The organism is Halobacteriovorax sp. XZX-3 (assembly GCF_043196495.1).
In the GTDB taxonomy this organism is placed as follows: Bacteria; Bdellovibrionota; Bacteriovoracia; order Bacteriovoracales; family Bacteriovoracaceae; genus Halobacteriovorax_A.
Map to the genome: position 1 here is coordinate 531,958 of NZ_JBEBMO010000002.1, position 12,403 is coordinate 544,360.

Annotated in this window: 10 protein-coding genes; 8 read left to right on the plus strand and 2 right to left on the minus strand. The window is 34.9% G+C overall.

What is annotated here, in order from left to right; all coding sequences use genetic code 11:
• Positions 1-205 precede the first annotated feature (205 nt).
• Both ABMA70_RS13080 and ABMA70_RS13085 read left to right on the plus strand, forming a co-directional pair.
• Positions 206-1,798, plus strand: a complete 1,593-nt coding sequence (locus ABMA70_RS13080; protein ID WP_392992952.1) for a hypothetical protein — start codon at positions 206-208, stop codon at positions 1,796-1,798.
• Between the two features lie 87 nt (positions 1,799-1,885).
• Positions 1,886-4,390: a cation-translocating P-type ATPase gene (locus tag ABMA70_RS13085; protein ID WP_392992950.1), complete on the plus strand. Its 2,505-nt coding sequence runs from the start codon at positions 1,886-1,888 to the stop codon at positions 4,388-4,390.
• Here ABMA70_RS13085 and ABMA70_RS13090 read toward each other — a convergent pair.
• Both ABMA70_RS13090 and thpR read right to left on the minus strand, forming a co-directional pair.
• Positions 4,361-4,864 (minus strand): YgjP-like metallopeptidase domain-containing protein, encoded by a 504-nt coding sequence (locus ABMA70_RS13090; protein WP_392992947.1) that lies wholly within the window; start codon positions 4,862-4,864, stop codon positions 4,361-4,363. The genes ABMA70_RS13085 and ABMA70_RS13090 overlap by 30 nt on opposite strands.
• A gap of 15 nt (positions 4,865-4,879) precedes the next feature.
• The gene (gene thpR, locus ABMA70_RS13095; RefSeq protein WP_392992944.1) at positions 4,880-5,392 is read right to left on the minus strand and encodes an RNA 2',3'-cyclic phosphodiesterase; all 513 of its coding nucleotides are present in this window, start codon (positions 5,390-5,392) and stop codon (positions 4,880-4,882) included.
• Positions 5,393-5,678: 286 nt separating this feature from the next.
• On the opposite strand from thpR, the gene ABMA70_RS13100 reads away from it, so the two are divergent.
• From ABMA70_RS13100 to ABMA70_RS13125, 6 genes are all read left to right on the plus strand, one after another.
• A complete protein-coding gene (locus ABMA70_RS13100) occupies positions 5,679-8,486 on the plus strand; it encodes a G8 domain-containing protein (protein ID WP_392992942.1) in 2,808 nt (935 codons plus the stop codon).
• Positions 8,486-9,067, plus strand: a complete 582-nt coding sequence (locus ABMA70_RS13105) for a hypothetical protein (protein ID WP_392992939.1) — start codon at positions 8,486-8,488, stop codon at positions 9,065-9,067. Before ABMA70_RS13100 ends, ABMA70_RS13105 begins: the two co-directional genes overlap by 1 nt.
• A gap of 150 nt (positions 9,068-9,217) precedes the next feature.
• A complete protein-coding gene (locus ABMA70_RS13110; protein ID WP_392992936.1) occupies positions 9,218-9,436 on the plus strand; it encodes a hypothetical protein in 219 nt (72 codons plus the stop codon).
• Between the two features lie 106 nt (positions 9,437-9,542).
• Positions 9,543-11,672 (plus strand): hydrogen gas-evolving membrane-bound hydrogenase subunit E, encoded by a 2,130-nt coding sequence (mbhE, locus tag ABMA70_RS13115; RefSeq protein WP_392992933.1) that lies wholly within the window; start codon positions 9,543-9,545, stop codon positions 11,670-11,672.
• Positions 11,665-12,090: an MnhB domain-containing protein gene (locus ABMA70_RS13120; RefSeq protein ID WP_392992930.1), complete on the plus strand. Its 426-nt coding sequence runs from the start codon at positions 11,665-11,667 to the stop codon at positions 12,088-12,090. The genes mbhE and ABMA70_RS13120 overlap by 8 nt, the downstream gene beginning before the upstream one ends.
• Complete coding sequence (locus ABMA70_RS13125) at positions 12,091-12,402, plus strand: NADH-quinone oxidoreductase subunit K (RefSeq protein WP_392992927.1); 312 nt, start codon at positions 12,091-12,093, stop codon at positions 12,400-12,402. It abuts the gene before it with no gap.
• Position 12,403 lies beyond the last annotated feature (1 nt).

The following is a 12,403-nucleotide window of genomic DNA, read 5'->3' on the forward strand; positions in this document are numbered from 1 at the left end:
CCCTAATTCTAGTAATCTATAATTGTAAGCTTTTCAGAAACTCAAGTTGATGATTTTGTTCAACTTTTATCGTTTAATACCGAATATATTTCTATGACCACTCGTTAAGGAGCATTGAATCTATAAGTATATTCTTATCATATTTCTACTTACTTTCTCTAGTAGATCATTTGCTGAGACCGGCAGTTGTTTGGTCAATTCTGAAGTGGTCAAAGATAAAATAAGTTACTTAAGAACAAGTGTTATTTGCGCAAACTCTTCATCGTTAAATGATTGTCTTGAACTTGTGCAGTTAAGAGATATTGAGCATTCTCATTTAATTGATGCCGCTATTAAAGAGGATTCAGCTCTTGTTTGCTCTCTACCTGTTACTGGCTATCCTGTTGTTACATCTACTTTTCTTGCTCTTCAAAAATCTTCGATGCAAGTCATCTCAGAAAAACTTGCTCCTAGAAAGTATGTAAATGATGCACTTGATTTTTATCAACATATGCAAGCTCATAAGAAGCGTGTTGTCGAGATGGGAATGAGACTACTTAAGGAATTTCCTGACGAATTTAAAGGCTTGGATGAAAATATTTTAAAGAGTGTTTTGTCCGTACATGATAATGCCAAAGTAAGAACCACTAGTCGCTATAACGGACGTCCTTTTTATGAAGTGCTCTATAATGAAGGATATGGAAAAAAACTAGATCGTAAAATTGTTGATGCTTTAAATAATCAGGATGAAAAATTTGTTAAAGAAGTCTTTGATCAGTTTAATCTTAATGATTCGACACGTGAAAAAATACTACGTATTGAAAAAATCGCAGACTTTGTTGATAGAGGTATGAGTCCTGTTGCAACTGAGGAATTTGGAAGGAAGACAACTCTGGCAAGTCAAAGTGACTTTTTTCTTAAAGATAAGATGGATAGAAATTTAGCGAAGTATCTGGAAGATAATTATCAAGATATCAATAAGGACCTTCATTATAAGAAATTGAGTGTTCTCGAAAAGGCAAAACTTAAGTCTAGGTTAGATGTTAAGCTAAAGTATGGTGAGCTTGTCAATGAAAAGAAAGCTGGGGTGTTTGCAATTAGTAGGGCCGCACTAGCTTCACAAATTAAGAGTCATGCGAAATCTTTAGGAAGTCGAATTGCTGGACTTTTATCTAACACGAAATTTATTAAAGGAGTTACAGGTGTTGATTTAATGTTAACTTCGATAAAGACTGGATGTCAGGAAATCGGTTATCACGACTGGGTACAGGATCCTAATTGTGGGCCATTAATTGGCTTAGGTCCTAATGTAATCAAATTTTTAGATGAGCCTTGGCAGAGACAAGAAATGGCCTTGCAGCATGGCCAGCATATGTGCAGTGTTGTTGATGGCATATATAATGATCTTCAATCGAATCGTGTTAATAGGAAATCATGCCTTAGGGATGGAAAGGTAAAACTTAATGGCCTCGATAAAAGAAATATTCTCGTAACTAGTGAAGATAATAAGATTGATAAAGTCCAGTTTTATGAAAGAAAATACGGACGTATGGGAGTTACGATACCCGTTCTTAGTAATTTAGAATTTGATCCAAATGGGGAAATTGAGAAAGCCTGTTTTAGTGTTCAAAATGGTACAAAGAATCTATGTAAGAATAAATATGAGATAAAGTCTAATAGTTTAAATAATGTTTACAGAAATGCTATTAGCAAAGCTCAGGAATATTTGAAAAAGAACTCTTTTGATATTGCGCGTTCTATTTCTTGTTGTCTTAGAGAAACTCAGGACCCTTCGTTAAAAGCCTTCTGTGCAAATTGAACAGATAAACTTTAGTCCTCTTAAGTATTTTTACGCATGCTACTCTTGCTAGAATATGATCAACTTTAATGATTGGTGAACGTCAGTATGCAAAAGAAAGTCTCATTTAGTAGTTTAGTCGGTCTTACTGGAACACCTAATGGATTAGATGAAAAAGAAGTTAGCAAGCAACGTTTAAAGTTTGGATCAAATGAAATTGTCGAACGCATAGGAAATCCATGGATTGATATCATTATTGATACGCTCAAGGACCCTATGGTATGGTTTCTCGTTGGGATATCTGCTGTATTTTATCTTGTTGGTGATTATACTGAGTCTCTCATTCTAATGCTTGCAACACTACCGTTAATCTTTATGGATGCCTTTTTACATTTGCGTACACAAGTCTCAACGGCAGCTCTACGGAGTCAATTATCCTCTAAGGTTATATTAATTCGTAATGGTAAAAAAGTAGAAGTTGATTCGTATGAAATTGTACCTGGCGATCTTGTGGTTCTCTCTTCTGAAGGAGCCTACTTGCCTGCAGATGGTTTTTGGGAGGAGGCAGATTCACTTCAAGTAGATGAATCTGTACTAACTGGGGAAGCCTTCCCGATAAAGAAAAATCCCATACATTTTGATCCATTTAAAAATACAGCTGATACTTTAGTTGAAACAAATATATTAGGCTTTGCTGGAACACGAGTTTTAGCTGGAAAGGGAAATCTTAGAATACTATCGACTGGTAGGAATACTTCATATGGAGAGATCGTTCAGTCTGTCGCTCAGATCGCTCACGAAAGAACTCCTTTACAGTCTGCGATATTAGAGCTCACACGATTTCTAATATATGCTGCTGTCATGCTCTGTTTTATCATTGCAGCGGTTAGGCTCTACCAAGGTCATGGTTGGCTTGATGCTCTCTTAAGTGCAGCAGTATTGGCGGTTGCTGCTATCCCTGAAGAGTTTCCAGTAGTCTTCTCCTTTTTCTTAGGAGTCGGTGTCTATCGTTTAGCGAAACACAATGCACTTGTTCGAAGAGCGGTATCGGTCGAAAATATTGGTCGAGTCACTCAGATTTGTACGGATAAAACAGGCACGATAACGGTTGGTAATCTAGAGTTGACCCACTTTGTGAATGCATCTGATACTTCAGAGTCTCATCTTCTTACAATGGCACTTGCGGCATCTAATAGGCAGGGGGCCGATCCTGTTGATATTGCAATTATTAATGAAGCGAAGAATAGAAATACGACAATACTTAATCGTTTGTCGGTAATTCCTTTTACAGAGGATAGAAAGAGAGAGACGGCATTTATTGAATATGAAAATACCTTAAGGTGTGTCATCAAGGGGGCCCCTGAAATTGTTTTATCTAAATCATCTCTTAATGACGAAGAAAAGAAGATGTGGGGAAAAGAAATTGAGACATTGGCCAAAGGTGGTCACAAGGTTTTGGCCGTTGCAGCTCTTGTGGTTAATGACGAGCTTGTGGAGTCTTGTTTAGAGCCTGAAGAAGGATTTCACTTTTATGGACTTTTGGCATTTGAAGATCCTGCCCGTCCCGAAGTAAAAGAAGCCTTAAAGTATTGCATGAAAAATGAAATTAAAGTTTTAATGATTACGGGAGATCATCCAGATACCGCCCGCGCAATAGCGAAAGATATTGGCTTAATACAAGAATCAGCTGTCATTATTTCTGCCGAGAGTGAGCCTCATAAACTTGAAGAAGAGTGGTTACAAGATAATCCAGGGTTCTTTAAAGGTGTTGATGTTGTTGCAAGATGTAATCCTGTACAGAAATTTAAGATTGTTGAGAGTCTAAAGAAAGCCGGGGAGCTCGTTGTCGTCACTGGTGATGGAGTAAATGATGTTCCAGCACTGAAGGCCGCTGATATTGGTGTTGCAATGGGGCTTCGTGGGACGAGAAGTGCCAGGGAGGTATCTTCAATCATTTTGAGTGACGATAATTTTAGCACAATTGTAAATGCAATTCGTGAGGGCAAGCAATTATTTGAAAATCTCAGAATGAGTTTTAAATACTTACTACTTATTCATATACCATTTGTTCTATCAGCTGCCTTAATACCGCTACTTGGTTATAAACTTCTTTATTTGCCAATTCATGTAGTATGGCTTGAATTAGTTATTCATCCTACTGCTCTTTTTGCTTTTCAACAAAATATTAATTTAGATACGCAAAAGGATCTTTCACATCGAAGATCATTTTTTAGTAAAAAAGAGTTAATGACTATTTTAGCATTGGGATTGAGTTTGACTGCAATACTCATTATCTCTTATATTAGTGCGCTCTCTGAGAGTCAAGATGTCGCTCACGGGCGTGCTAAAGCGATGGCACTGCTTTCTCTTTGGAGTGCTGGGATAGTTATTGCATTAACAAAGTGTCGAACAACTGCCGCTAAATTGATCATACTGTGCACAATCTTATTATCTCTTGTTCTCACACAATATAACTTAATGGCAAATGCGTTGCACTTATCTCCACTTCATCTCATGGATTGGATTAGGGTGATTACCATCGCTTTTGTATTTGTCTTGATTTTATTTCTTTTGGATAGTCCTTTAAAAAAGAACTTCTCCCTGATCAAGTAGCACAAGATAGAGTCTTAAATCGAACTCAACTTGGTGATAGTTTGGTTGCATATATTCACAAAGTTTATAGAATGCTTTGTTATGATCTTTTTCTTTAAAATGGGCAAGTTCGTGTACCACAAGCATTTCGAGCATCTCTTTTGGTGCGTCTTTAAGAACTCGTGAGATTCTCATTTCATGCTTCTTTTTTAACTTTCCTCCGTGATTTCGACTAATGTAGGTATGTGTACCAAGTGCATCATTTACAAGATCTTTTTGTTTTTCGTAAATAACCTTACTGAGCTGAGGAACATTACGCATATACTTATCTTTAAGCTCATTTGCATATTTATAAAGTAATTTATCAGAATTTATTTCATGCTTGTTTGGATATTTTTTTTGCAGGTAAGATTTGAGATTACCACTAGCAATGAGGTCTTCAATTTGTTGTTTGATATGTTCTGGATAGTATTTAAAGTACTTTTCAATAGGCATATATACTCCAATTCCTCAAAAAGTTGCTAGAGGAATGTATTCAACACCATTTTTGGTTGAATGACTATGAAATAAAGTAAACTCATTAACTAGAATATTGAAGTCATGTATTTGTACCGTCTTAAGGAAGCTTCTTATCTCTTCTTCACCAATACCTTTATCCATTCTGCCTATGGTGAGATGAGGAGTGTACTTCATATTATCCAATTTTAAATCTAATGTTTGTAGCTTTTGTTCAATCTGAGTTTGTAGTTTTTCGAGCTGTGGATTATGTTCAACTCCAATCCATAACGGTGTGCCTCTACGGTGCGGATGAAAATAACCTAAAGATTGAAAAGTAAGGGGAAAAGGTGAAAACTTAATCGTTACCATTAATTTGTTAATTTGAGCTAATAATGCATCAGAGACTTCACCAATATATTTTAAAGTTAGATGTAAGTTGGCAGCAGGGTAGCGATTGAAATATTGATGTGCAAAGCTTATCTGATCTATATGCTCTTTGATATCTTTAGGTAAATCAATTGCCATAAAAACTCTCATCTCACAACATTCCTAATTTAGTATTAGTTTAAAAAAAGCCTCACAATTTGAATGGTTAAATATACTGAAATATTACTTATTAAAACATGAACCTATTTTTGTTTGCACATTTTTGTGCATATTTCTTTCTTGATAATTTGCTCTATTGCAATATCTAAACTACTGAAATTATTGTCTTTAATTAAATGTTCTTTAGAAAAGTTAAAATCACTTTTGTTCCACGATTAAAATACCAAAGGATCTATTCTTACTGGTTTTATTATAAGGGAATTAAATGAGAGATTTATTTAGAACGTTTGTGGTTATTAGTTTTGGAATACTAAGTTTAAATAATGTATATGCTGAGATTAAAGGTCATATTGATGCTGTAAAGCTTGTAAATAATAAATTGGTGGTAAGTGGTTGGGCCTGTGATCAGGCAGTAAATCAATCCATTAACGTTCATATTTACGCCGGTGATTCATTAAGCAGTAAGAAAATACTTTCAAACTTTAAAGCAAGTAATCCAAGTGAAGCCGCTGTTTCAAATGTTTGCCAAAATACATTTAATAAACATCGTTTTGCTCACGTATTTTCTGACGATCAATGGAAAGCAAATGCTGGAAAGCTTGTTTTTGGATTCGGTATCTCTCTAACTGGTGGAGCGAATCTTCAGATTGGAAAAAGTGGTTACTTTCGAATTCCAGCCTATGTTACTGATAGAAAGATTAGTGACTTCTATACAACGAGTGGACAAAATTTAACGATACCAAATGGAATTACTGCTACTCTTGATCGTGATATTAACGTCGGTTTATTGCAAGTAGATGGAGAGTTCAGGTGCCCAGATAATACATCAAGCTATCAAATTATAGCCAAAGGTATTTTAGTGAACGGTAAGTTTATATGTGGAACAAGTTCTAAAAGATTTCAAGGAAATTTAAGAATTGAGCTTGCTGATGGACTAGAGTTAAATAGTGGAAACCACTCAATGGGAAAGAGGGCCTTTGCTGTTCATAGTCAAGGACAATTACACCTGCATGGAGCTTATAAGAATAGTGGAATCATTAAGTTAGCAAGTCACGCTAATCCTGGTGATACATCAATTACACTTTCAACAAATGTTAACTGGAAGAAAAATGATGAGATTATTATTTCTTCGACTTCATTTGATATGAATGAAGCTGAAAGAGTAAAAGTTGTTTCAGTAAATAATAATGTCGTCGTACTTAATCGAGCTCTATATCACAAACACTGGGGTGTTAATCGTACTCTTAGTCATAGTGGGAAAAGTTGGACGCTTGATAATAGAGCAACTGTTGCAAACCTAACTCGTAATATTTTGATTACTTCATATGGTGGCGGACATGAGTCATCATATCTTGGTGGTCATGTTATGGTGATGGGAAATGCTAAGGCATATGTTGACTCTGTCCAATTTTCAAAATTAGGAAGAATGGGGGAGATGGCAAGATATCCATTCCATTGGCATATGGTTGGAAATGCAAGTGGACAATACATTAAAAACTCGTCTGTAACAGATAGTTATCAAAGATGTATCACCGTTCACGCAACTAACTACGTAAGCGTTATTGGCAATGTTTGTTATAATCACTTCGGACATGGTTACTTTTTAGAAGATGGTAATGAAGTAAAGAATACGCTTAGTCATAATATCGGTCTGGTTTCAAAGAAAGTTCCAGAATCTCGTGCTTTATTAATTTCAGATGTCAGAGGTGTTTCAGCAAGATTTCCTAGTCCATCTACATTTTGGATTTCTAACCCAGATAATACTGTAGCATACAACGTAGCGGCCGGATCTGAAGGTACTGGATTCTGGATGGCATTTGAAAAAAATAGAATTTGTTCTCCTGACGGTCTATGTTCGACTCCGATAACGAATAATACTCTAAGATATGACAATAATACGGCCCACTCAAGTAAGGTTGGTCACACATGGGATGGGGCACCTGATGGGGCCTTAAGAAATAATCCAAATAATCCCGAGGATAGAGAGCTTGTAAGTGCTCATTATGGGCCATCTACTTATCCTGTGTTTAAAAACCTGGTTGCTTTCAAGAATACAGAGAGTGGAATCTATTTTAGAGGAAGGGCCGCTCAATTTGATAATGCTGTACTAGCAGATAATCGCTGGGCAATCTTTACTGCTTACTCTCAACGTTTTACTAATTCGGCAATTGTTGGGCAATCAGCAAATAACTCTAATAAAGATAAGGGGATTCTCGCAAGTGCTCTACCTGGTAATTCTTTTGTTTCCGGAATCGTTGTCTATGATGGGCCTTTTGAATTAGATAATGTAACTTTCTTTGATTACCCAAATACACAACAAAGTTACAATGGTAAAAATATTACTCCAATTCCAATCACTAATATTGGAGGAGCGAATCGATTTGAAAATAAGGTACGCGGTCTGAAATTTGCCACAACACCTTGGAAAAGATTTTACTATGAAACGAATAATCAAAACTGGATTGATTCGCCTTATTCAATGTCGGTTAGAGACCTTGATGGTTCCCTAACTGGCGTTAGTGGTTCAGTTGTTGTTCCTTATAATAGTTTCAATAATAATGGCTGTAGTGCAAGAACGAATTGGAATGCTTACGTTTGTAACTATAATCTTGGTCTTTTTACTTTCCGTTCTGTTAAGGGGAGAAACGGCGTAGAAGATAATAATAAGATCTACTTTACTTTAAAAAGAGGAGCACAAGCTAAGGTTCTAACTTCAATTGCTTCTAGTAATTGGAGTAATAAATTTAATACTATTGTAGGGACAAATGATATTTATCAAGTTGATTTTGAATCGGTTCCCTCTCTAGATAAACAATTTAAAATTAACTACCAAGCTGAAAGTAATCAGGCCACAAGTGCTGTTGTACAAATCGTTGGTGGAAATAATTGTGATCTCATTGGAGCAACAAAGTTACAAAGCTTATCTGCTCTAAGAGGCCATAATGGAAATGGGTATTATGTCTCTGCTAATTCTATGTATCTTAGAATGAAAGCTACAATTGTACACCCATGGCATGCTAAAGCTCCACTTAGTAACTCGTTTTATAGAACTATGGATATAACTTGTAGGTAATGATGAAAAAAGTTGTCATCTTTTTTATAATCACATTTTCAGGAGTTATGCTTATCGACACGGATGTTGAAACGGCAAATGTATCAGTTGTTGAAAGAGCTAATGAAGAGGCATTTTCAAATGAAATAATCTTGAGTGATGATCATAATTCTTTCGAAGAAGTAGAAATTGTAAATATTGAAGATAGGATCGAAAAGATCGAGATAAAAATTTATGAGTCAGATGATCTTTCAAGTGCAATTGCTAATGATCTTAGTAAAACTATTTTAAGTCTAAAAGAAAGTTCTGGAATCGAGGTTGATACTTTGGATAAGCTTTCAAATGCAGAGAGGGCATATATTATTTTGAAGAATATAGGGCCTGAAGACTTCTACCAATTGTCGTATCAAGACAAGGATATTTTAATGGAAGAGTTTGGTGGACGAGCAGTTCTTAGTGAATATTATTATAAGCATGAAGTTCTCGGTGAAAATTATGATTTACCAAATCCAAATCAAATAAGGCAATTACGTAGTCTTGCACAATCAAAGATCATTGATGAAGGGGATTCAACAATGATGGTGTATGAAGGTAATAATTGATCATTTTTTTTAGCTCCTTAAAATCACACATTAGTAAAAAAAGTTAAGATTTAGCTTTGAATAAATTAATACAATCTATTGTCAATATATATATTATTGATGTCTAAAAATCCGGTATAGTTATAGGAAGTGTTAACGAAGGAGCATTGCATGAATGTCAATGAAATCATTTTCCTAATTTCATGCCTCGCATTGATTGGAGTGTATATTACGATTGAGAAGTTTATCAAAATAAAATCTTCAAAAAGAGAATATTATACTAATGCAAGTAAATTGAGTGATTCAAAGAATCGTAGCGCAAAGGTTACAACTGATCACTTGGTTGCCATGAAAAAGAAAAGTCAATTATCGGCTAAGAAAAGTGCTTAGAAAAAGAAAGATTCATTTTTTGAGGTCATACTAGATTTTGTATGACCTCATATTTCAAACACACACTCACTGAAAATTAAACTCGTAATTTATACGAAGGATTGTTTTGAAGATACTAGTGGAAGGTATATTTTCGTTTTCAAGTGTGAATAATCTATTTGGTGCTCTTGTCGCCATCATAGGTATAGGTGTCTTTATTTATAGTCTCATCTATATGAAGAGCTTTAGTTCTAAAGATAAGCTAATCTACTATCTTTCTCTAATTCTTTTTTCAATATCGATGTTTGGGATAATATACTCTTCAAATCTCTTATTTCTCTATCTGTTTTGGGAGATGACTAGTGTTACATCCTTTTTTCTTATCGGCCTAAAAAATGAAGATTCGCAAGTTAGAGAAAAAGCAAAATGGGCACTCTATACAACCGTTGGAGGAGGGCTTTTTCTTCTTTTTGGAATATTACTTATTTCTCAAATAGGTGCTGATTTTGGCCTGTCATTTTATGACTCATTTAATTTAACTAAGTTGATGGAATTGAAGAACTTTGAAAATCATATTTATTTCAGAGTCTCTTTAATCGCACTCTTTATAGGTATTTGTTCTAAATCAGCTCTTTTTCCATTCTCTTTTTGGCTTCCTTTGGCCATGGCGGGGCCCACTCCAGTGAGCAGCTTTCTTCATTCTGCAACAATGGTAAAGGCGGGCCTGATCTTAGGATTAAAGGTATTTCCATTATACGCACAAGACTCACTTTGGCAGATGCTCTTTATTAGTGTTGGTGCCATTACAGTTCTTCTTGGTGGTTTTCAGTGCTTACTTCAAAGTAATTTTAAGACAATGCTAGCATATTCTACTATTTGTATTCTTGGTATGTTGGCCATCCTTTTAGGAATTGCTAACGAATATTCAATTATAAGTTTCGTCTTATTAGTTATTGCTCACGCGTTTTATAAAGCAAGTCTCTTTCAATATGTTGGCTATTTTTCAAAGGCCTTAAAAACGATGGAACGAAAAGAGCTCTTAAATGGTGATCGAGTTGGAATATTAGCTTTCATTATTGCACTTCTTAGTACCATGAGTATGATTGGATTTCCCTTAAGTATTGGCTTTTATGCAAAGGAGTATATCTATTTAACAAGTATCAAGACATTCTTACCTTGGATTATCATTCCTACTTTTTTTATCGGTAATCTATTTATGGGAATACAAGCGGTGAATCTTCTTCGGGTATCGTGGCCTACAAGAAAGAGTTATGTGATAAATTATAAGGGACTCCTTATATCTCCCTTCATTTATTCAGTCTTGGCCCTCGTTATTGCACTAGTACCTAATCTAACTGGTGTCGGCCTTATTGCTGAAAAAGCATTAGGAGAAATTGGTTTAAGAGAGCAAAGTGTTCATATTAAGTTATGGCACGGTATTCAATATCCATATAATCTTGTTCTTTTTCTGAGTGTTTTGACTATTCTAGGTAGTGTTGGAGGAAGTTTCTTTCTCGATAAATACTTTATTAAGCTTGATGAATTTTCAAAGAAGTATTCAGAGTTTAGTCTGTGGCCTCACTTAGAAAAAATACTTTATTTGATTTTGGACTATTTTAAAAAAATGAATTTGTTGATGCAAAATGGAAGTTTTGCACACTATATACGCATAACATTAAGCTTTTTAACCTTACTTACTATTCTTTCTCAATTTGGTATAACAAATTTTGTCTTTCCAAAAATAGAATTTACTCTTTCAAAATTCTTAAGTTTGTCAGGAATTCTAACTGGATTAGTATTTGCATATATAAGTAAGTCAAATCTTAAGGCTATTCTATATTTTGTACTTTCTGGTTTCTTCCTAGTGCTCTTCTTTGGTTATCATAGTGCTGCAGATGTTAGCATGACTCAACTTATGGTTGAGACACTTTCTTTATTTTTTGTTTTCTTCCTTATAAAGGCCGTTCCAATAGATGGACGTGATCTAAGAATCAATATTAAGCCTATAAACTTTATCATTGCTTTTCTTTATGGCCTCTCAATTATGATTTTTTCTCTAACAAAGAAATTGGATTTTGATATGAGTGCTAGTCGCTATTTTTTTGAAAACTCAAAACTTTTGGCAAAAGGAGAAAATGTTGTCAATGTGATTCTCGTGGACTATCGGGCAATGGATACTTTTGGTGAAGTTCTTGTTGTTGCTATCGCTATTGTTGGTGTATTAGCTATTTTTTCTAAAAGAGGTGAGCGTGAATGAAGCACTAATTCGAGGTAGCTTTAAGCTTGTTTGTCCACTTCTGGTCATTTTATCTGTCTTGTTACTTTTAAGAGGACATGATTTGTCAGGTGGAGGATTCATAGGAGGCTTACTTTTATCTTTGGCCATGATTCTGCACTTTATATCCCACCATGACTCAAGACTAAGAAAATGGATTTACGATAATTACACTTATATTATAGGATTGAGCATTTTAGCTCTTGTTTATATCTTCTCATTTCCTGTTTTTTTAGGAAAGGCACCACTTAGTTCAATGTGGTCAAGTATTCCTTTCCCCATAGCTGGAAAAATTAGTTCTGTTCTTGTTTTTGATACCCTCGTTTATATTATTGTTTCTTTGAGTACAACGATGGCCTATGTGAAGTTTATTAGCTTTTCAAAGGAAAATGGTAACTAGATGACGTTCTTAGTTGGTTGTATATTTTTAATTATCGGTTTTCTTTTTTTATTAAAGAATACTTGGGTCAATAGTATCTTTGCGATTATTACTTTAGGTAATGGTGCTAATCTAATTATCTTCTCAATTGGAAAAGTCGTCTCCCATGGTTATCCATTTGCTAAAGTCGGAGCGAAGTTTGAGGCCAGTATTGCTGACCCATTAACTCAAGCACTCATCTTAACTGCGATTGTTATTTCTTTTGCAACACTTTGCTTTGTCATCTCAGTTATAAAGAAAATCAATGATTCAAGAGAAAAGGGGAAGGCGTAGT

Excerpts from the sequence above, each read along its gene's own strand:
- ABMA70_RS13085 (WP_392992950.1), top strand. The coding sequence starts at position 1,886 with ATGCAAAAGAAAGTCTCATTTAGTAGTTTAGTCGGTCTTACTGGAACA.
- ABMA70_RS13090 (WP_392992947.1), bottom strand. The coding sequence starts at position 4,864 with ATGCCTATTGAAAAGTACTTTAAATACTATCCAGAACATATCAAACAA.
- thpR (WP_392992944.1), bottom strand. The coding sequence starts at position 5,392 with ATGGCAATTGATTTACCTAAAGATATCAAAGAGCATATAGATCAGATA.
- ABMA70_RS13100 (WP_392992942.1), top strand. The coding sequence starts at position 5,679 with ATGAGAGATTTATTTAGAACGTTTGTGGTTATTAGTTTTGGAATACTA.
- ABMA70_RS13105 (WP_392992939.1), top strand. The coding sequence starts at position 8,486 with ATGATGAAAAAAGTTGTCATCTTTTTTATAATCACATTTTCAGGAGTT.
- ABMA70_RS13110 (WP_392992936.1), top strand. The coding sequence starts at position 9,218 with ATGAATGTCAATGAAATCATTTTCCTAATTTCATGCCTCGCATTGATT.
- ABMA70_RS13125 (WP_392992927.1), top strand. The coding sequence starts at position 12,091 with ATGACGTTCTTAGTTGGTTGTATATTTTTAATTATCGGTTTTCTTTTT.